At 66.1% G+C, this 19,868-nt stretch carries 16 protein-coding genes; 3 read left to right on the plus strand and 13 right to left on the minus strand.

What is annotated here, in order from left to right:
* The first annotated feature begins 227 nt into the window (after positions 1 to 227).
* Positions 228 to 1,235, plus strand: a complete 1,008-nt coding sequence (locus O3669_RS04975; RefSeq protein ID WP_371523882.1) for a DUF559 domain-containing protein — start codon at positions 228 to 230, stop codon at positions 1,233 to 1,235.
* Positions 1,236 to 1,928: 693 nt separating this feature from the next.
* Here the strand turns inward: O3669_RS04975 and O3669_RS04980 are convergent.
* From O3669_RS04980 to O3669_RS05015, 8 genes are all read right to left on the minus strand, one after another.
* Entirely contained in the window at positions 1,929 to 3,731 is a 1,803-nt protein-coding gene (locus tag O3669_RS04980) for a P-loop domain-containing protein (protein WP_371523883.1), read from the minus strand.
* Between the two features lie 99 nt (positions 3,732 to 3,830).
* Positions 3,831 to 4,376 carry a hypothetical protein gene (locus O3669_RS04985; protein ID WP_371523884.1) on the minus strand — a complete coding sequence of 182 codons (546 nt, stop codon included), beginning with the start codon at positions 4,374 to 4,376 and terminating at the stop codon, positions 3,831 to 3,833.
* Positions 4,377 to 4,493: 117 nt separating this feature from the next.
* Positions 4,494 to 4,955, minus strand: coding sequence for a hypothetical protein (locus tag O3669_RS04990; RefSeq protein ID WP_295969256.1), 462 nt, complete (start codon positions 4,953 to 4,955; stop codon positions 4,494 to 4,496).
* Between the two features lie 224 nt (positions 4,956 to 5,179).
* Positions 5,180 to 7,336 carry a class 1b ribonucleoside-diphosphate reductase subunit alpha gene (nrdE, locus tag O3669_RS04995; RefSeq protein WP_371523886.1) on the minus strand — a complete coding sequence of 719 codons (2,157 nt, stop codon included), beginning with the start codon at positions 7,334 to 7,336 and terminating at the stop codon, positions 5,180 to 5,182.
* Entirely contained in the window at positions 7,306 to 7,722 is a 417-nt protein-coding gene (gene nrdI / locus O3669_RS05000; protein WP_371523887.1) for a class Ib ribonucleoside-diphosphate reductase assembly flavoprotein NrdI, read from the minus strand. The genes nrdE and nrdI overlap by 31 nt, the downstream gene beginning before the upstream one ends.
* Positions 7,723 to 8,023: 301 nt before the next feature.
* The gene (gene nrdH / locus O3669_RS05005) at positions 8,024 to 8,269 is read right to left on the minus strand and encodes a glutaredoxin-like protein NrdH (protein ID WP_314769226.1); all 246 of its coding nucleotides are present in this window, start codon (positions 8,267 to 8,269) and stop codon (positions 8,024 to 8,026) included.
* A 656-nt stretch (positions 8,270 to 8,925) separates the two neighbouring features.
* A complete protein-coding gene (locus O3669_RS05010; RefSeq protein ID WP_371523888.1) occupies positions 8,926 to 9,858 on the minus strand; it encodes a patatin family protein in 933 nt (310 codons plus the stop codon).
* 28 nt (positions 9,859 to 9,886) lie between these two features.
* Positions 9,887 to 10,471 carry a GtrA family protein gene (locus O3669_RS05015; RefSeq protein ID WP_371523889.1) on the minus strand — a complete coding sequence of 195 codons (585 nt, stop codon included), beginning with the start codon at positions 10,469 to 10,471 and terminating at the stop codon, positions 9,887 to 9,889.
* Positions 10,472 to 10,814: 343 nt separating this feature from the next.
* On the opposite strand from O3669_RS05015, the gene O3669_RS05020 reads away from it, so the two are divergent.
* Positions 10,815 to 13,352 (plus strand): S9 family peptidase, encoded by a 2,538-nt coding sequence (locus O3669_RS05020; protein WP_371523890.1) that lies wholly within the window; start codon positions 10,815 to 10,817, stop codon positions 13,350 to 13,352.
* 71 nt (positions 13,353 to 13,423) lie between these two features.
* Here O3669_RS05020 and O3669_RS05025 read toward each other — a convergent pair whose 3' ends face one another.
* Positions 13,424 to 14,770 (minus strand): hypothetical protein, encoded by a 1,347-nt coding sequence (locus O3669_RS05025; RefSeq protein ID WP_295969589.1) that lies wholly within the window; start codon positions 14,768 to 14,770, stop codon positions 13,424 to 13,426.
* 160 nt (positions 14,771 to 14,930) lie between these two features.
* Between O3669_RS05025 and O3669_RS05030 the strand changes: the two genes are divergently transcribed.
* Positions 14,931 to 16,112, plus strand: coding sequence for a ribonuclease H (locus tag O3669_RS05030; RefSeq protein ID WP_371523891.1), 1,182 nt, complete (start codon positions 14,931 to 14,933; stop codon positions 16,110 to 16,112).
* A gap of 528 nt (positions 16,113 to 16,640) precedes the next feature.
* Here the strand turns inward: O3669_RS05030 and O3669_RS05035 are convergent.
* The 4 genes from O3669_RS05035 to O3669_RS05050 all read right to left on the minus strand — a co-directional run bounded on the left by O3669_RS05035 (position 16,641) and on the right by O3669_RS05050 (position 19,701).
* On the minus strand, positions 16,641 to 17,408 hold the full coding sequence (locus O3669_RS05035; protein WP_371523893.1) for an amino acid ABC transporter ATP-binding protein: 768 nt from the start codon (positions 17,406 to 17,408) through the stop codon (positions 16,641 to 16,643).
* Positions 17,396 to 18,073, minus strand: a complete 678-nt coding sequence (locus O3669_RS05040) for an amino acid ABC transporter permease (RefSeq protein ID WP_295919844.1) — start codon at positions 18,071 to 18,073, stop codon at positions 17,396 to 17,398. Before O3669_RS05040 ends, O3669_RS05035 begins: the two co-directional genes overlap by 13 nt.
* Entirely contained in the window at positions 18,054 to 18,713 is a 660-nt protein-coding gene (locus O3669_RS05045; RefSeq protein ID WP_371523894.1) for an amino acid ABC transporter permease, read from the minus strand. Before O3669_RS05045 ends, O3669_RS05040 begins: the two co-directional genes overlap by 20 nt.
* Positions 18,714 to 18,801: 88 nt before the next feature.
* On the minus strand, positions 18,802 to 19,701 hold the full coding sequence (locus tag O3669_RS05050) for a cysteine ABC transporter substrate-binding protein (RefSeq protein WP_371523895.1): 900 nt from the start codon (positions 19,699 to 19,701) through the stop codon (positions 18,802 to 18,804).
* Between the last annotated feature and the right edge of the window lie 167 nt (positions 19,702 to 19,868).

Consider the following 19,868-nt stretch of genomic DNA (forward strand, 5'->3'; position numbering starts at 1 on the left):
CGGGGCGGAGCGGGCAGCCGACAGCTAGGCCGCCCGGCGCATCAAGGAGGCCGCCCGGCCCAGCAAGGCGCACAACCCCGCTCCGGCCTCATTCCCAAACTATCCACTCAAATCCGCCAAACTGCAGACCCATTGCCTCAGAATGACCGGTTTTCAGCGTTTTTTGCCGAATGGGTCTGCACTTTGGCGGCATCCCCTAAAATTGACAGCAGGTCGAAGGAGACACGATGGATACGCATACGATCCACACCATTGCTACGCATGCTCACACCGCCACGGGGGCCGACAGCACCAGGCGGCATGCCCTCGCCCAACGAGCAAAAACAGGCGACCTGGTGAGGATCGCTCCAGGCTACTACCTCGATACCGAGGCAATCACCACGCATCCTGCCCCGAACGTGGCCGTCGATCTGGCGCGACTGCTGGCCATTCAGCACAGGCACCCGCACCTGATCGCATCCGGCCCCACCGCCGCGTGGCTCCGGGACTTACCGCTTCTGCGCGAGCATCCACTGCACGTCACCACGACCTCGGACCATCACCCGCGTCCGGTCACGCTTCCCGAGATTCAGGCGGGCCTCCTCCATGTCCCAGCCGTCACGGTGCGCCCGCACCGACCGCGCGGCGGGCGATCGCCAGCCATGGTCCGCTGCGGCGGGGAGATCATCAGCGCAACCCTCGAGGACACAATCATTGAGTGTGCACTCACCCTCAAGCAGGAGGAGGCTTTTGTCGTAGCCTGCACCGGCTTGCATGAACTGGCACGATATCGGCGTTTCTATCGCGATGATTCCCGTCGGCGCGAGGAGAACAACCGGTCTCGATTGCTTCGTATCATCGGTTCCATAGGACCGCATACACCGGGAAGAACCTCTGCGCGCTGGGTGATCACACACGCGGACGCAGGGTGCGAGAGTGCGGGGGAATCGCGCTTGCTTTACCTGCTGGTGCGAGGTGGCCTGCAGGGGTTGGAAACTCAGTACCCGGTTTCAGCAGCAAATAAGTGGTACTTCATCGACATCGCACTGCCTGAGGCGCGCATCGGCATCGAGTTCGACGGCCGTGGCAAGTACGGTTCCGATGTTGACTCGGTCCACCGTTCCATCGAGGCCGAGGAGCGCCGCCAGCGCTTACTCGAAGCGCAGGGCTGGCGGATCCGCCGCTTCCGATGGGAGGCTCTCGCCCACCCCGAGGAAGTCATTGCACAGATCCGGGCGTTGCACGGCCGCAGCTAGTTCAGTCGTGCAAGGTTGAGCCTCAAACAGGCTCCGGGCATTGGGGCGCTGGGCACTGGGGCGCTGGGTGAGGTTTCCGCACGTCACCAGGGACGGGATCCGACCTAGGTCTGCGCATCGCATACTCCCACACCGCTTGGATACCCCCGCAGGGGTTCGTCCTTGCACCATTTGTCGCACTCGCAACCACAATCCGCCAAACTGCAGACCCATTGCCTCAAAATGACCGATTTTCGGCGTTTTTTGCCGAATCGGTCTGCACTTTGGCGACTACATCACCTCAAGTCGCGGCCTCACCGCCACCGAACAAGGGGCATTGCATCATTAGAGATCGAACACGCCGACGAAACGCCGATAGCCTGCTTCAAATGCGGCGAAACCCCGACCACAGCCGGTGCGGAGGGCACCGTAAGACCGGAGGGCACGGCTGCGGGGCCTGGCTGCAGCACCCAGGAGTGATGGCAGAGACACATACCCAAAATCTCGCACGTAATTTCCCTTGGTCAGTTTTTAATTAGCCCCACAAACGTTGCAATTCCAACGGTCTGAATTCAAAATTTGAAATAGTCGCGGGGGAATTAGGTGCGACATTTTTGGGGAACCATGCCGAGGCCAGGGCGGAGCGGGCAGCCGAAAGCTAGGCCGCCCGGCGCATCAAGGAGGCCAGCGACAGGTCCGCCCGGCCGACAGCGATTACGACTCGGCGACCTCAGGGCGCGACTCACCCGAAGGCTCCGCCCCAGCCTCGTCCACGGACACCGCGCCGCGCGGCTCGCGCAGGGCCAGGCCGCGGTATCGGTTGATGGCCGCGCCCACGTCGATGAGGCGCGGGCGCGCCAGGAACGCCGGGTAGGAGCGGGCCCCGAACTTGCAGACGGCGTCCAGGCCTTCGGAGGCGAGGCGACGGCCGAGCTTGGCCATGAGCTCGGGCATCGACTGCTTGCCGGCCATCTCCTCGAGGACGCCGCGCACGCACCAGGCGATGGCCTCGGCCTGCCCGGGGTCGACGACGCCGGCGACGTCGGAAATGTCGACGGCGGTGCGGTCGATGGTCAGCACGGACGTGCCCGAGGCCTTGGTGCGCGGGCGGTCCACGCGGGCCTTCGCGGCGGGTACGCGGGGTGCGGCCTCCCAGGAGGTTGGGGCGTCGGTGCGGGGGCGCGGCAGGTCGGCGACGACGGAGCGCGCCCGGGAGGTGACGTCGAGGCAGCGGTAGTTGTCCATCATGAGGACCCGGTCGGCGGCGTCGAGGAAGGCGCCGGAGCCGCCGACGACCATGATGAGGGAGACTCCGGCCTCGGTGAGGGAGGTGACGCGGTCGACGAGGGGCGTGATGGGTTCCTTCTCGGCGGCGACGAGGTCACGCATGCGCGTGTCGCGGATGAGGAGGTTGGTGGCGGAGGTGTCCTCGTCGATGAGGAGCGTGCGCGCGCCCAGCTCGAGGGATTCGATGATGGAGGCGGCCTGCGAGGTTGAGCCGGAGGCGTTCTCGGTGGAGAAAGACGTGGTGTCGGCCCCGCCGGGCAGGTGGGTGATGAACGGTGAGATGTCGACGCCGGTGACGGCTCGGCCGTCGGCGGCGCGCACCTTCGTGGCGGTGGGGTCGGTGGCGACGAGTTCGCGGCCGTCGCCGGGCACGTGCGCGTACACGCCCTGGGCGATGGCTTCGAGGAGCGTGGACTTGCCGTGGTAGCCGCCGCCCACGATGAGGGTCAGGCCCGGGGGGATCGCCATGCCGGACACCTCGCCGGCGTGCGGCAGGGTGACGGTGGCGCGCAGGGACTCGGGGGCGGCAAAGGCGACGACGCCGTCGCCGGCCAAGGGCGCTTCGGACACGCCGGAGCGGCGCGCAAGCATGGCCTCGTCGGCGACGAAGGACACCCACCCGCGCTCCTCGAGGATCCCCTGGAGGGCGCGGTAGTCCTCGTAGGCGGCGACGTGGCCGAGGAGGCGGGAGCGTTTGCGGGTCGTCGCAGAGTCCTCGGAGACGAAGTCGAAGCAGTCCATGACGATGTTGGGCACGTCCACGTCGAAGAGGCGGGCGGCGCTCTTGCCCAGGATCGTGCGGCCTCGCGCGGGGAGCTTGACCTGGAAGCGGACCTCGACACGGTCAGGCATGACGGTGGCGTAGGAGCGCTGGAGGATCAGGGCGCCGGCGCGGGCGATCGACACGTCGCGCGCGCCGCGGGCGCGGATAGCCTCGTCGAAGGCGCGGGCAATGAAGTCTGCGGCGGCCAGGCGGGCGTCGGACGAGGCCAGGGTGGCCTCGGGCAGTCCCATGGCCTCGGGGCGGGCCCAGGCTCGCAGGGATGAGGGCGGGGCGTAGGGGTCGGCCTGCACGTGGTCGATGGCGAGGGTGAAGTCGCCGTAATCCCAGGTGCCGAGGGTGTTTTTGTAGAAGCCGTAGGGTCGGCCGTCCGCGTGGCGGAGTTGGTCGAGCAGGTCAGCGTCGGTTCCGGAAATCGAGCGCGAGGGGGCTTCGTATCGGGGAGTCATGCCTTTAAGAATACAGGCGGAGCCTGCGGGAACGGGTCACCGTTCCCGCAGGCTCGCAGGTGTGATGAGTCGCGGCGCACGCGGCTCTCGGGAGCGCGCTCAGTCGAGGATGCCAACGATGATCGCCACGACAACGAGGAAGAATATGAAGCTCGTTGCGATGATCGTAACAACCTTCGCGGCCTTCGTGACGGTGAGGGTCGGAGATGGGGCACCCATCCGCTCGGCCTTCGAGTGATTGACAATTGCCCAGACCATCGCCGGGATCGTCAGAATGAGAGGCGCAACGAAGAAGCTCACCACCGCCAGGACCATCGCGAAGATCGCCTGGGTCCTCATGCTGTCGAATTCGCCGGACATCGCCGATGAGTACATCGGGGACCCATAGACAGGCTGGCCGTAGCCGCCCTGTCCGTAGCCCGGCTGGCCGTAGGCACCCTGTCCGTAGCCGCCCTGGCCGTAGCCCGGCTGTCCGTAGGCACCCTGGCCGTAGCCCGGCTGGCCGTACCCCGGCTGGCCGTAGGCACCCTGTCCGTAGCCCGGCTGGCCGTAGGCGCCCTGGCCGTACCCTGCATTAATGGCCTGGCCGTCAGGGGACTGCCCATACATAGAACCCGAAGCGTAGGGGTTAACGGGGTCGCTCACGATCGTCTCCACATGATGCCGTTGACTATGACGGACCACATCCTAGCAGCGAGGGAAGGAAAGGCGCGGGCCCGGGGAAACCAGACGTTTCCCCGGGCCCGCGCCTGTCAAGCGTCATCAGTGGGAGGATGCTGCCGCGCCGATAAGACCGAAGAGCAGGAAGAGCAGGAAGCCACCGACCATGAACACGATCTGAATGATCGCGCAAATCTTCGCGGTCGAACGAGCACCCTCCACGTCGCTCATCACGTCCATCGGGGCGCCGTACATCTGGGCATCCTGCACCAGCTTGTTACCCCAGATCCACATGCCACCAGAGAGGAAGAGGCCGCCAAACAAGAAGCTCAGGAACGACAGCAAGCGCACCGTCGACGCGTTCGAACGCAGACTCTGCACCGCCGGGTTCATGGCGTAGACGCCCGGCTGGCCGTAGGCCGCCTGGCCATAGCCCTGCTGGGGTGCTTGGCCGTATCCGGGCTGGCCGTAGGCCGCCTGGCCATAACCCTGCTGGGGTGCTTGGCCGTAGGGGCCCTGGTCGGCGGGGCCCTGCTGCATGTAGGGGTTAACAGGATCGCTCATGGGAAACTCCAAATGGATGTGTCGTAAATGCAGGATTCATCCTAGCGCACGACTCGCACGAATCAACGAGGCCGTGGCCAATTCCTCCTTGACGGGCAGGTGAGCGGCGGCCCGAGCACCATCCCCGGCCTCGCCTCAACGCGCCCCGGCCTCGTCCCGCGCGCACAAAACGGCGCGGGGGCCGGTTTCCCGACCCCCGCACCACCCGACAAACGGGCGCCACGTCACAGCATGCAGGACACGCAGCCCTCAACCGCCGTGCCCTCCAGGGCCATCTGGCGCAGACGCATGTAGTACAGGGTCTTAATACCCTTCCTCCACGCGTAGATGTAGGACTTGTTCAGGTCACGAGTCGTCACCGTATCCGGGTAGAACAGCGTCAGCGACAGGCCCTGGTCCACGTGCTGGGTGGCCACCGCGTAGGTGTCGATGATCTTCTCCGGGCCGATCTCGTACGCGTCCTGGTAGTACTCCAGGTTCTCGTTCGTCATGTACGGCGCCGGGTAGTAGACGCGGCCGATCTTGCCTTCCTTGCGGATCTCCACGCGGGAGACGATCGGGTGGATCGACGACGTCGAGTTGTTGATGTACGAGATGGAGCCCGTCGGAGGCACGGCCTGCAGGTTCTGGTTGTACATGCCGTACGTGGCGACGTCGGCCGCCAGGGCCTCCCAGTCCGCCTGGGTCGGGACCTTGATGGACGAGGCGGCGAGCAGCTCACGGCACTTGTCCGTGGTGGGAGCCCACTCCTCGTCAATGTACTTGCGGAAGAACTCGCCCGACGCGTACGCGGAGTCCTCGAAGCCCTCGAAACGCTCCCCGCGCTCGCGCGCGATTGTGCACGAGGCCTTGATGGCCTCGAACAGGACCGTCATGAAGTACATGTTCGTGAAGTCGAGGGCCTCCTCGGAACCGTAGTGCACGTGCTCGCGCGCCAGGTAACCGTGCAGGTTCATCTGGCCCAGGCCAATCGCGTGGCTCATCGCGTTGCCGCGCGCAATCGACGGGACCGAGCCGATGTCCGAGAGGTCCGAGACGGCCGTCAGGCCGCGGATCGCCATCTCGATCGTCTTCGAGAAGTCCGGGGAATCCATGGTCTTCGCGATATTGAGCGAACCCAGGTTGCAGGAGATGTCCTTGCCGACGTGCGAGTATGACAGGTCGTCGTTGTAGGTCGAGGCCTCGGACACCTGCAGGATCTCCGAGCACAGGTTCGACATGGTGATGCGCCCCTTGATCGGGTTCGCCTTGTTCACCGTGTCCTCGAAGACGATGTAGGGGTAGCCGGACTCGAACTGGATCTCCGCGATCGTCTGGAAGAAGCGACGAGCGTTGATCTTGCGCTTGTGGATGCGCCCGTCATCCACCATCTCGTGGTACTTCTCCGTCACCGAAATCTCGGAGAAGGGCACACCGTACACGCGCTCCACGTCGTAGGGGCTGAACAGGTACATGTCCTCGTTCTTGCGGGCCAGCTCGAACGTGATATCCGGGATGACGACGCCCAGGGACAGCGTCTTGATGCGGATCTTCTCGTCCGCGTTCTCACGCTTGGTGTCCAGGAACTGCATGATGTCCGGGTGGTGCGCGTGCAGGTATACGGCACCCGCGCCCTGACGCGCGCCCAGCTGGTTCGCGTAGGAGAAAGAGTCCTCGAGCAGCTTCATGACGGGCACGACGCCGCTGGACTGGTTCTGAATCTTCTTAATGGGGGCGCCCGACTCACGCAGGTTCGTCAGTTGCAGGGCGACGCCGCCGCCGCGCTTGGACAGCTGCAGCGCGGAGTTGATGCCGCGCGCGATCGACTCCATGTTGTCCTCGATGCGCAGCAGGAAGCAGGAGACCAGCTCGCCGCGCGCCGCCTTGCCGGCGTTGAGGAAGGTCGGGGTGGCCGGCTGGAAGCGGCCGCTCATGATCTCGTCAACGAAGCTGCGAGCCAGCTCGATGTCGCCGCGCGCCAGGTACAGGGACACCATGGCGACGCGGTCCTCGAAGCGCTCCAGGTAGCGCTTACCGTCGAAGGTCTTGAGCGTGTACGACGTGTAGTACTTGAACGCGCCCAGGAACGTCGGGAAGCGGAACTTGTGGGCGTAGGCCTGCTTGTACAGCTCCTTCACGTCCGCGAAGTCGTACTGGTCGAGCACATGCTGCTCGTAGTAGCCCTCATCCACCAGGTACTTCAGCTTCTCCTCAAGGTCGTGGAAGAACACCGTGTTCTGGTTGACGTGCTGGAGGAAGTACTGGCGAGCGGCCTTACGGTCCGCGTCGAACTGGATGTGTCCGTTCGCGTCGTACAGGTTAAGTTGCGCGTTCAGCGCGTGGTAGTCAAGCTCCGGCGAGGGAGCGTCCTCTACGCCTGTGTCGGTGTAGTTTTCTGCCAAAACTGTTCCAGTCCTTCGCGAACTCTGGAGACATCCTCGGGCGTACCGAGGAGCTCGAACTTATACATGTGGGGGACCCCCAGCTTGGCCGCGATGATGTCGCCCGCAATGCAGTAGGCCTTGCCGAAGTTAGTGTTGCCCGACGAAATGACGCCCCTGCACAGGGCCCGATTGTCAGGATTGTTGAGGAACTTGATGACCTGTTTGGGCACCGCTCCCTTGAGATTGCCGCCGCCGTAGGTGGGCACGATGAGCACGTACTCGTCGGTCACGCGCAGAGGTTCATCCTTGGGAAGCAGCGGAATCCGCGCGGCCGGGAAGCCGAGTTTTTCCACGAAACGGCGGGTATTGCCCGTCGCCGACGAGAAGTAGACGACGCTGCCCATAGTGTTCCTTCCGACTTGTCGAGACGGTGAGTTTCTAGTGTCTCACTGACGAGGCCTTGGCGGGGGCGCCTCGGTCGCGTGTCCCCGTGTGGGATGGTCGACGCCGCATCGGACCCGGTGTGCGCGCCTGTTTGCGGCTGGTGTGCTAGCGAGCAGATACGACCGTTTACGCTGGTCGCACAGCGTGTCACGCACGGCCACCCCGAGGGATTCCGCGCCGTTTGCGCGAGGGGACCACGGCCTCGTCAATGCCCGGTTATGCGAAAGCCCCGGCCGGGCGGCCGGGGCTTAGCGGCGCGACTCAGGCCGACATCGCCAGGGCTGCGGCGGCGATGGCCTTGATGCGGTCGGGGCGGAAGCCGGACCAGTGGTCCTCGCCGGCCACGACGACGGGGGCCTGCTGGTAGCCGAGGCCCTTAATGAAGGCGAGGGAGTCCGCGTCCTGGGTGACGTCGATCTTCTCGTAGGAGACGCCCTGCTTGTCGAGGGCGCGGTAGGTCGCGTCGCACTGGGGGCAGCGGGGCTTGGAGTAGACGGTGATCGACATGTTCGTGTCTCCTTGCGGCCTGGGGCCGGACGTTGCTTACCTAATTGGCTTTCTGGCGGCTCGTTCGCCGCGAACACCACAACACTACACCTTGGGGCCACCTGCGCAACCGACCCCTAGATGTTGTGTGCAACGCTCCTGGGGACAGCCAATGGGAACACCCTGTGGACAGAGCGGGCGGTCAGGATCACACCCGCCATTCGCGCACTTGTCGCCCCCCTGACGAAGGTCCCCTCAGATGCGCACAAACACGTGGGTTTATCGCTAACCCTGCGCCACCAGAGCACCCTCGCGCGGAGCCCCCACACCCCTGTGAGCACTGTGGACAGTGTCGTCACCAGCCTGTGCATAACCGCATGACAAACAGTCAATTTGTGACGAGCGCTACATCAATTCGAGAAGGCTTGGGCGTGTCGCACCCGCACATCTAGGGGTCGTTGGCAGACAAGTACCCCTAGATGTAGGGGTTGGGAGCCATTTCGGACAAATGCCTGAAATGCCGCGGAAAGCTGCGCGGGACGGGCTGCCTGGGGGCCAGGCGGGGCCTGGGGGCATGGGTAGGCGGCCCACTGCCGGGCCGCCAGCACCACGGGCCACCAGCCCGCCCCCGGCCGCCAGCACGCGGCCGCCGGACACAGGTCCGGCAGCCAGGAAACTTACAGCCCCAGGAACGCCTTGATTGCGGGCATCTCCCGCACGGCCTGAACCAGGCCGGCTCGGTAGGTGGCTTCGAGGCGCTCGCGCCGCGACTCGGTGTTGTTGATCCACAGGTTGTCGGGAGCGAACACGTAGGCCTGGCCTCGTTCCTCGAGTTCGAAGAGGAAGCGGCGTCCCGCGTTGTAGCGGTCGGTGCGCAGGGCGACGCCCTCGAAGACGGACGGGAATGAACGGTAGGCGGTGCGCAGGAGGGCGCCGACGCTGGCGGGCATGGGGTCTTTGACGAAGTCGCGGGGACGGGTGAGGACGACGAGGAGCTTGCGGTATCCCTCACGCAGGGGCTGGTCGAAGGGCAGACCTCCGTTGGGGCCGAGCGCGCCATCGACGTAGGTGTCGCCGTCGATTTCGACAGGCGGCATGAGGATGGGCAGCGTGGAGGAGGCTCGGATAATGGGTCCGAGCGTATCCAGGGTGCTCATTTCTTCCTTGGAGAACCAGCGTTCTTCGCCGCGCGATGCGTTGAAGGTGGCGACGCGCGTGATGGCCGGGTTCGCCAGGAAGGTGTCCATGTTGAAGGGCAGCGCGCCGTCGGGGTAGCAGATCTGCTGGTAGATGTACTCGGCATTGAAGTAGCCGTGCCCCTTGCGGAAGTGTTTGAGTCCGCCAAACTCGGGGTCTTCGACGAGGTCAACGAACGTGTCGTGAGAGCGCTGAGCGTCGCGGGAGGTGAAGTTGCACAGGTGGCTGGAGCCCGCGGAAACCCCGGAAATGTGGGGGAAGTTGATGCCTTCGGCGATGAGTCGGCTGACGAGCGCGGCCGTGTAGGCGTTGCGCATGCCGCCGCCTTCGAAGACGAGGGCGGTGTCGTCGATGGTGACCATCGTGGCGATGGATTCTTCGGGGGTCGGGTAGTGCTCTGGCGTTTCCTTCACGTGTCGACCCTACCGCCGCGCCTCGAACCTACGCGCGCGTACCCCCGGTGAAGACCACGTAGTGATAAAAGTAGAAGCGGAACGCGGTGCCCAGGGCGAAGCCGACGACGTAGACGGCGATATTGTCGGCCAGCGCCGAGGTGAGCTCGAGGAAGTGGTGGGTGAAGAGGAGGCAGAACTGGGAGATCCCGATGCCGCAGGCGTTGGCGAAGAGGAAGAGGATGGCCTCGCGCGTGGCGTTGTCTCGGGTGCGCCCGCGGTAGGTCCACAGGCGGTTGGCGACCCACGAGTACAGGGTCGCTATCACGGCGGCGATAAACTGGGCGGTGTTGGGGTGGCCGGCGAGCACGCCGAGCGGGCCGTACTGCAGGAGGTTGAACAGCCCCATGTCGATGACGAAGGCGGTCGCGCCGACGAGCCCGAATTGGATGAATTCGCGCACCCAGGCGAGGAGCCGCTGGGTGAAGGTCATCGACGAGGCCTGGGCCCCTTCCCCTTCCGCCTGCCCTTCGCCGGTGGTGGGGTGGGTGTGGGCGTGCGGCGCGCTGGGTTGCGCGGGTGCCGCGGGGTCGAGCGCGGCAGCGGATCCGCGCGAGGGTTGTTCGTCGATCACTCCCCTAGTGTCGCATGCCTGCCCGCTCGCTTCTACCGTCAGTTCAGTATGTCGGCATCACCACGCCACCCCCCAAATTTCGCACGTAATTCCCCAACCCCCCTTCTGAACACCCCCTCAGAAACCGCAGAATTCCAACGATCCCATTTCAAAACCTGAAATACACACAGGCGAATTACGTGCGACTTTTCTGAGCAACCACGCCTTGGCTGCGTCATGACAGGCCCGCACCCCAAGCAGCCCGGAGCACAACCAGGCCCCAGAGCCCAGACCGGGCCCGGGAGCACAACCGGGCCCGGAGCCCAGCCGGCCCCCAGAGCTCGACGAGAGCCCCGCCTCTAAGATGGTCCCCATGACTGAGACGACCCCGCACCACGCACCCCAGGCCTCGCCAAACACTCCCCCGGTTGCCCCGAAACGTTATGGGCATCGGGTACGCGACCAGTTCGGACAGCATTTTGATGACCCGTGGGATTGGTTGCGCGACGGCGGCAACCCCGAGGTCCGCGCGCACCTGGAGGCGGAGAACGCGTGGGCGGACGCGGTGACCGAGCCGACGCGCGAGGCGGCCGCGCGCCTCGTGGAGGAGGTCAAGGCCTCCACGGCGCTCACCGACGTGACGGTTCCGATCCGCGAGGGCGAGTTCTGGTATTTCCGGCGTTTCGCGGAGGGCCAGTCCTACGCGACGCATCACCGCGCGCCGGTTCAGCGCGACGAGGCCGGGGTGCCGGTCCCGCTCGTCCCCCAACCGGGCGTGCCCACCCAGGGTGAGGAGCTCCTCGTCGATGAGAACGAGTGGGCGTGCGGGCAGGAGTTTTTCCGCCTGGCGGACCTGTATCCCTCCCCGGATGGGCGCCTGATCGCGTGGGCGCGGGACACGAGCGGGGATGAGCGCTACACGTGGGTCGTGCAGGAGGCGTCGGGGCGCGTCATTGACGAGGCTGTTGTGGACGCCGGATATGGCTTCGCGTGGGCGGATGATTCCGCTTCCTTTATCTACATGGGCGTGGACGACGCGTGGCGCGCGTGCGACGTGTGGTGGCACCGCGTGGGCACGCCTCGCGAGGCCGACGAGTTGCTGTTGGTCGAGCCGGACGAGGGCTTCGAGATGGGGTTCGCGCCCTCGGGCTTCCCGGGGCACGTCGTCATTCATTCCTCGTCGTCGACGGCGGGCCGCGCGTGGCTGTGGCTGCCCGCCCACCCGTCCGTGCGCCCGCTGCCGCTCATGCCGGTGCGCCCGCGCACGCTGGTGTCGGCGGATTCGGCCGGCGACCGCCTGTTCATCGTGCATACGGGGCTGACGCAGGAGGGCTCGCTCGCTCAGGCGATGCTGCCCGCTGGGGGGTCGCCCGAGGCCTTGGCGCGCCTTGGCGTCACGTCCTCCTCCGCGTATAGTCGCCAGGCGCTCGCGGATCGCACGCCGGGCACTCCCCTGCCGGAGGACGAGCCCGCGCCCCTCACCCCGTTTGAGTCCTGGGAGCCGCTGCGCAGCCCCGGCCCCGGCGAGCGCATCACCGACGTCGAGGCCCACGCGGGCTACGTGGCGCTCTCACTTCGTTCGGGCTCGCTCACGCAGGTCGACGTGTGGGATCGCCGCGAACAGACGCCCACGTGGCGGCGCGTGGAGGTCGATGCCCCGGTGCGCACGATCGCGACCGTGCCGACCCCGTGGGCCGATCCGCTGCGCGTGGAGTTCCAGTCGCAGACCGTGCCCCCGACGGTCGCCGAGGTTTCTCTGCCGGACCCCACCCCCGCGAGCACCCCCGCCCCGGCATCCCCGGAAGGACGCGGAACCGATAACACGGCCCAGGCCTCGTCCCCCGAGGACCCGCACCCCGAGAACCCCGAAGGCGCGACCCTGACCGTGCGCACCCTGCGCACCCGCGAGGCGCCCGGCTGGGACCCCGCCGAGTTCGTCGAGGAGCGCGTGTGGGTGCTCGCGCGCGACGGCGCGACCCGCATCCCCGTCACCCTCATCCACCACCGCGACGCGCGCCCGGACGGCACGCACGCGGGCTGGCAGATCGGGTACGGCTCCTACGAGGTCAGCTACGACCCCGAGTTCGAGACCCTGCGCCTGCCGATCCTGCGCCGCGTCGTCTACGCGATCGCGCACGTGCGCGGCGGCGGCGAGATGGGCCGCGCCTGGTACGAGGACGGTAAGGAGCTGGTCAAGGAGCACACCTTCACGGACTTCATCGACGTCGCCGACTGGCTGGTCGACTCCGGGTGGGTGGCGCCCGGCCGCCTGGTCGCCGAGGGCCGCAGCGCCGGAGGCCTCCTCATGGGCGCGGTCACCAACGCCGCCCCCGACCGCTTCCGCGCGATCCTGGCGGGCGTGCCCTTCGTGGACGCGCTCACGACGATCCTGGACCCGACCCTGCCGCTCACCGTCGGCGAGTGGGAGGAGTGGGGCAACCCGCTGACCTCGCGCGCCGTGTTCGACGCGATGAGCCGCTACACGCCGTATGAGAACGTGCCCGACGGCGTGCTCCTGCCCGCGATCATGGCGACGACGTCGGTCAACGACACGCGCGTCGAGTTCATCGAGCCCACCAAGTGGGTGCAGCGCCTGCGCGAGGCCACCGGCCAGGTTCCCTTCACCGGGGACGAGGCCGGGGCTGGGCAGCGCTGCAATTGCTGCGATTCGGGGGCGGCCGGGGATTCCGGTGCGGTCGGCGTCGACTCCGGCGGCGGCGAGAGCACGGGCGCGGAGGCCAGCCACGGCCTCGTCGCCGCGCGCGACCCGCGCGAGCGTCCGATCATCCTGCGTACCGAGATGGTCGCCGGGCACGCCGGCCCGTCCGGGCGCGAGGGCCGGTGGGCGGCGCGCTGCGAGGAGTTCGCCTTCGCGCTGGGCCAGGTGGGCGTCACGGTGTAACAGGTGGGGGCGGTCTTCGTTGGAAGACCGCCCCTCTCGCGTTGCGTCACTGTGCCGCGCGGCTGCACGCGTTACTGCGCGCCACCGTCCCAGCCGGGGCGCAGGGTGAAAGCTTCAATCTCTCGCACGTGGCTATCGAGAAAGCTCGGACTCTCGAGATAGCCCGCCAGTTTGGAAGTCGTCCAGACCACGCGCCTCTCTCCGCTCTCCCACGGTGTGAAAGACAGGGTGACGTGGTGATCGTCCCAGCGATCCTCGAGCGCGTAGACGCCCGTCTCAGTCACTTGGAACAACACTCGCGAGGAGTCCTCCATTGTGTGCGAAAACAGGTAGCGACCTCGCCCACTCGTCAGGTCCACTGTAAACGCATCCCCGTCTTCGCTGATGAACCGGTACTCGTCACCAACCTGGACCCCTCTGTAGTGAAAAATGCTGCGGTCCCTGTTCACTTCGATGGGATTTTCCTGTTCATCGATCACGGGAACGATCGTGCGCTGTCCGGTCGACAGGTCCCAGCGTTCGAGAACCATCGTTCCTTCCTCTCTCCCTTCTGCCATCACACGCGTGGCCCGAGAGTCGCCCGTTTGGACGCTCGGTATCGTGATCACGTCCCCCTCGCAGGCGAACTCTCGCTGCCCCGACACCAAGCCGTCGATCATTGGCGCGACACCAAGGAGTCGAGGAGTATCACCATCACGATCATTCAACTGAATGACGACAGACAGCTCCTCCGGTTGCTCACCATCGCCGCCCGACTGTGCGGAGTAAGCCTCGAAAGCCTCTGACTTCATGCGCCAGAGCTGCTTCGTGTCAACAATCGACAGGATCCGGTCCCCGCACTGCCCCACGTCCCCACGCGTTCCGGGAGTTGACACACTCGTCACGCTTCCATCAAGTTCGATCGTATCGACTTGATAAGCCAGGTCCATCTCGTAAGAAACCACGATGATTCGGCCGTCCGACAACTCATAACGCTGGACCTCCGAGGAATTCCATCCGGATCGTTTGTCCCGACGCGTTCCGTGCTCCGTCGTCAGATAGTCCCACTGCTCGGAACCGTAGGAGATCCCACGTTCGGTCCACAGAAGTTCGCCAACATTTTCTTCTTCAAGAAGAGCAGCTGTGTGCTTTCCTTGAGCGTCCAGAAGCATGATCCAGTTGTCATGAATCGGCGCGCTCAGACCGGACTGCGATCGCGCTTCACCCATGCGAATAGCAATCACAGCCTCACCCGTACTCAGCTCATCCACCGACGAACTGATCAGGTAGCCCTTCGGAATGCAGCTCCACATGAGCAACCCAAGCGCGAAGGCAAGCGCGAGGAGACCCCACGGGCGGGACCGCTTCCGCTTCGCCGTACCACTTCCCTCTCGCTGAGGCGCATTCGTCTCGTGCTGTTCATCGCTGCGAGTGCTCATGGTCGTCTCCGTCCTCATCGTTGCGGCGAAGGGCGCTACCACGCCCACCCCCGATTTTAGAGCACGAGGCAGAGGCTGCCCCGGCCTCGTCCCGTTGCCCGAACGAGCCGTGCCTCGTCCCCCTTCCGATCAGGCCTCGGGATGCCGATAGGATGAGGGCATGACGATTACGGCGGCAGCAGACGGTTCTTCCCTCGGCAATCCCGGGCCCGCGGGGTGGGCCTGGTACGTGGACGAGGACACGTGGGACGCGGGCGGCTGGCCGCAGGGCACCAACAACATCGGTGAGCTGACCGCTATTCTGCGTCTGCTCGAGGCCACGGCCGAGACCGGCGAAGAGCTGCACATCCTCGCCGACTCGCAGTACGCCATCAACGTCGTGTCCAAGTGGCGGCTCGGCTGGAAGAAGCGCGGCTGGACGAAGGCCGACAAGAAGCCCATCAAGAACCTCGAGCTCATCCAGGAGATCGACCGCGCCATGGAAGGGCGCCGCGTCACCTTCGAATGGGTCAAGGGCCACGCCGGGCACCGCATGAACGAGCGCGCCGACGACCTCGCGCGCGCGTGCGCCGAGGCCTACCAAGCCGGGCGCACACCCGAGCCGGGCCCCGGGTTCGGAGGCGGCGGCGCGCGTGTCAGCACGAGCGCAACACAGGCGAACGAGGGCGAAGCCGACGCACCCACTGCATCTCCGTCAGCAACCCCTCACGATGCCACCGCCGCTGATGCGCCAGCGACTGCATCTTCTTCGCGTGGCAGTTCCACCGAGGATACCGCGCCCTCTTCGTCAAAACCGGCACAGCCGCAGGGCATTGCCACCTCTGACGTCCCCGCGACCGAGCCACCTTCGCGCAGCGCGTCGGCAAATGACGCGGGCCCGGCCACCACGGCCTCGGCCGCTGCACCCGCTTTTCGTTCTCATCCCAGTGTTTTCTCCGTATCCACACAAGCGCGCGGACCAGCGGAGGAAGCCACGGCCTCGTCGACGAGCGAGGCCTCGGAGAGCGCGGCGTCAGTAAGCACCGCCGACGCCCTCGCCCGCGAGCGCGAGTTCATCCTGGCGTGGACCGGCGGGGACGAGGCTGCGCTGGCGGCCATGACGGACGCGCGCACGACGCGCATCTGGCCGGGCGGCGCGGCGACCACGACGCTGGGAGGGCCCTCGCCCGCCTCGCCGTCCGTGGGCCGCATCGACGTACAGGACTTGGGCGGCGCGTTCCTGACGCGCTACCGAGTGCGCTGGGAGGGTGGCGCGTCGCTGGAATCCAGCGTGTGGGCGCCGGCGACTTCTGGTGAGCCGCGCCTGGTCATGGTGCACCACCAGTCGACGCTGATCGGCTGAGAGCGGGTCATCGCGGGCAGGTGTTCGCGGGCGTGCACAGCTTGCAGGCACGGGGCGCGTTAGATAATCCCGCGGGGCACCGGGCCACAGCGCGGAGATTACGTCTCGACAGCCAGCCGCACGCGTCCCGGCCCAACCCAGCCCCTCACGCGGATAGGTTGCTCGCATGCGGATAGGTTATGCACACGCGGATAGGTTATTAAGGTATCCGCATCGTCGTAGCCTATCCGCGTAGTCATTTCCTATCCGCGAACCCCAACGATCACCTGCGCGACGCTGCACCAGTTAGGGAGCATTACACCACCTCCTATCTGGTGTAATACCCGACTAAGTGCTGTAACACCACTTAAGAACAAGCCCAAACGCGGAACACCCCCAACCGAGCGTGCCACAGGGCCATGCTGCGGTGTCCGTGGGCGGCGGCAGGGCCTGGCCGGGCTTCGAGATCGATCACTCCGAGCCGAAGGCTCGCGTGTGGCGATCTCGCGGGCGGGCCACCGCCCACGGGCGCACCAAGCAGACAAGCCCTTAGAGCTTGGCGCCCTCGAAGCTGAAGATGTCGAGGAACTTGCGCGCGCGATCCGAGGACGGGTCCGCGAAGAACTTGCGCGGCGGGTCGACCTCGACGATGCGGCCCTCGTCCATGAAGACGATGCGGTCGGCGATCGCGCGGGCGAAACCCATCTCGTGCGTGACGATGAGCATGGTCATGCCGGTGCGCGCCAGTTCGAGGACGACGTCGAGGACCTCGCGCACCATCTCCGGGTCGAGGGAGGCGGTGACCTCGTCGAGGAGGAGGATCTCGGGGTCCATCATGAGGGCGCGCACGATGGCGACGCGCTGACGCTGCCCGCCGGAGAGCTGGCGCGGGTAGTCGTCGGCACGGTCCGCCAGGCCGACGCGCTCGAGCAGTTTGTGCGCCCGCTCCTCGGCGTCGGCGCGCGATTCTCCCGCGACGAGGCCGGGGGCGAGCGTCAGGTTCCCCATGACGGTCAGGTGGGGGAAGAGCTCGTAGGACTGGAAGACCATGCCGATGCGGCGGCGGACCTCGGGCCAGGAGACGCCGGGCGCCGCCAGGTCGGTCCCGTCGAAGAGGATCTGCCCGGAGTTGATGGGCTCGAGGCCGTTGATCGTGCGCAGCAGCGTGGACTTGCCGCAGCCGGAGGGGCCGATGATGACGACGACTTCACCGTCGGCGACGTCGAGGGAGACGCCGCGCAGGGCGTGGTGCCCGCCGGGGTAGGTCTTGTCGAGGTCGACGAGGCGCAGCTGCGGGTCGGAGGTCAGTTCTGCCATGTTTTCTCCATGTGGCGTGAGAGGAGCGAGATGGGCCAGCAGATGAGGAAGTACAGCGCGAAGATCAGGCCGTAGATCCACAGCGAGGCGGTCGGGTAGTTGAAGCGGTTGGCGTCGATGATCTGCTGTCCAACCTTGAGGACTTCGACGACGCCGATGAGGACGACGAGGGATGTCGTCTTGATCATGCGGGTGATGAGGTTGACGGCCGGGGGCGCGAGCCTGCGCAGAGTTTGCGGCAGGATGACGCGGCGCATGGTCTGCCTCGGGGAGAGCCCCAGAGCGTAGGCGGACTCGTACTGGTGGCGGGGGATCGCGACGAGCGCGCCTCGCACGAGGTCGCCCATCTCGGCGCCACCCCACAGGGTGAAGACGAGGACGGACGCGGTGATGCCGTCCAGGTTGATCCCCGCGACGCGCGTGAGCCCGAAGTAGGCGACGAACAGGAGGACGAGCTGGGGCATGATGCGCACGAACTCGAGGTAGAGCTGCATGAGCCAGCGCAGGGGCCGCCACCGCGAGCGCATGCCGAGGCCGACGAACACACCGAGCACCAGCGACAAGACGACGGACAGCGCGGAAATGCCGACGGTGACGCCCAGGCCCTCGAGGATGCGCACGAGGTTGCGGCCCTCGAAGATGACGTTAATTCCCAAATCCGCCACGGCGCACCTTCTTTTCGATGAGTCGGGCCGCGATGGACACGGGCAGGAGGATCACCAGGTAGGCGAGGACCAGGAGGATCAGCGCTTCTGAGGTGTTGTAGGACATGCCGATGAGGTCTTTCGCGACGTACACGAGGTCGGGCAGGGCGACGACGGAGACGACGGAGGTTTCCTTGATGAGGAAGATGACGTTGGCGGCGAGCGGCGGCACGGAGGTCGCGATGGCCTGCGGGAGGGCGACGTGGCGCAGCGTCTGCGTGCGCGTGAGGCCGAGCGCGGACGCCGACTCCCACTGGATCGTGGCGATCGAGTCGAGGCCGGAACGCAGGGCCTCGGCCATGTAGGCGCCGCCCAGGAAGATCAGGCCGACGATCGCGCAGGTCTCGCCGCTCCACTTGATGCCCACGCGCGGCAGGCCGAAGTAGATGAAGAAGAGCTGCACGAGCAGGGGCGTGTTGCGCGACAGTTCGACATAAGCGGCGCCGATCTGGGTGGCGACGGGGATCCGGTACTGCCGGATCGCGGCCACGAGCAGGCCGACCGCAAGGGAGCCGACGATGCCGATGGCCGCGATCCTCAGGGTGAGGATGGCGGCGTCGACGTACAGGGGCGCGTATCGCGCCAGGATCTCAAGATTCATAAGCGAAATCTGGGACGAGGCCGTGGCCACGCCGGGCGATCACCCGCGGCGGGTGGACCCGTGAGGGGGCCACGGCCTCGTACCTGCGTCAGTTGGTGGAAGTGGTGTCCACGCCGCCTTCGACGACCAGGTCGTCGGGGGTCGCGGCGTCACCGTAGACGGGGGCGAGGGTCTGCTCGTAGTCCTTGTGGAAGAAGTTTTCCTCGCCGAGGTCCACGAGTTCGTTGTTCAGCCAGTCGAGGAGGGCGGTGTTGCCTTTCTTGACGGCGGCCGCGATGTAGCTGGTCTCGCCCAGGCTCTTGATGCCGACGCTGAAGCCGGGGTGCTGGATCGCCCAGGCGATGACCTCGGTGTTGTCGGTGGAGAAGGCGTCGCCGCGGCCGTCCTCGAGGGCCTGGTAGGCGTCGGAGTACTGGTCGTACTTCTGGAGCTTGACCTCGGGGTGGTTGGCCTCGAAGTAGGCTTCTGCGGTCGTGCCCTTGGTGACGATGAGGGTCTTGCCGGCCAGCTGGCTCACGTCGGTGATTTCAGCCGAGGTGGGCGAGACGACGCCGAGGGAGACCTTGAAGTAGGGGTTCGCGAAGTCGACCTTTTCGGCGCGTTCGGGGGTGACGGTGAAGTTGGCGAGGGTGATGTCGACCTTGTTGGAGGCGAGGACCTCGGTGCGGGCGGCGGCGTCGACGGGGACGTACTTGGCGGTGACACCCAGGTCGGCGGCGATACGGTCGCCGTAGACGACGTCGTATCCGGCGGGCTTGCCGTCGGCGTCAATGTAGCCGAAGGGGGCCTTGTCAGAGAAAATGCCGATGACAATTTCGCCGGATTCCTGGATCTGTTCGGGGGTGCGGTCGCCGACCTGCGCGCCCGAGGAGGACGAGGAGGTGGCCGCGCCACCGGAGCATGCGGCCATGCCGAGGGCTGCGACCATGGCGACGGCGGCCGTGGCGAGTCGAAGGAATGGCTTCTTGCGTGCGTGAGTGGCGCTCATGAGGGCTCCTGATCTGCGGATTGAATGAGGGACGCCGAGGCTGGTGGCACCTCGGCGTTGACATTGATCCTTCCACCACCTGGAAGGATTTGCGAGGGGCTGGTCCACTTTTGACACAATGTGACAGCCGATAGACACGTGAATACCCCTTTATATAAGATGGGACT

Origin of the sequence: Pauljensenia sp. 20925_1_34, assembly GCF_041432775.1 — a bacterium.
Taxonomy (GTDB): Bacteria; Actinomycetota; Actinomycetes; order Actinomycetales; family Actinomycetaceae; genus Pauljensenia.

Excerpts from the sequence above, each read along its gene's own strand:
- O3669_RS05035 (WP_371523893.1), bottom strand. The coding sequence starts at position 17,408 with ATGGCAGAACTGACCTCCGACCCGCAGCTGCGCCTCGTCGACCTCGAC.
- O3669_RS05045 (WP_371523894.1), bottom strand. The coding sequence starts at position 18,713 with ATGAATCTTGAGATCCTGGCGCGATACGCGCCCCTGTACGTCGACGCC.
- nrdI (WP_371523887.1), bottom strand. The coding sequence starts at position 7,722 with ATGGGCAGCGTCGTCTACTTCTCGTCGGCGACGGGCAATACCCGCCGT.
- O3669_RS05020 (WP_371523890.1), top strand. The coding sequence starts at position 10,815 with ATGGTCCCCATGACTGAGACGACCCCGCACCACGCACCCCAGGCCTCG.
- O3669_RS04980 (WP_371523883.1), bottom strand. The coding sequence starts at position 3,731 with ATGACTCCCCGATACGAAGCCCCCTCGCGCTCGATTTCCGGAACCGAC.
- O3669_RS05050 (WP_371523895.1), bottom strand. The coding sequence starts at position 19,701 with ATGAGCGCCACTCACGCACGCAAGAAGCCATTCCTTCGACTCGCCACG.
- O3669_RS04975 (WP_371523882.1), top strand. The coding sequence starts at position 228 with ATGGATACGCATACGATCCACACCATTGCTACGCATGCTCACACCGCC.
- O3669_RS04990 (WP_295969256.1), bottom strand. The coding sequence starts at position 4,955 with ATGAGCGATCCTGTTAACCCCTACATGCAGCAGGGCCCCGCCGACCAG.
- O3669_RS05030 (WP_371523891.1), top strand. The coding sequence starts at position 14,931 with ATGACGATTACGGCGGCAGCAGACGGTTCTTCCCTCGGCAATCCCGGG.
- O3669_RS05025 (WP_295969589.1), bottom strand. The coding sequence starts at position 14,770 with ATGAGCACTCGCAGCGATGAACAGCACGAGACGAATGCGCCTCAGCGA.
- nrdH (WP_314769226.1), bottom strand. The coding sequence starts at position 8,269 with ATGTCGATCACCGTCTACTCCAAGCCCCGCTGCCCCCAGTGCGACGCG.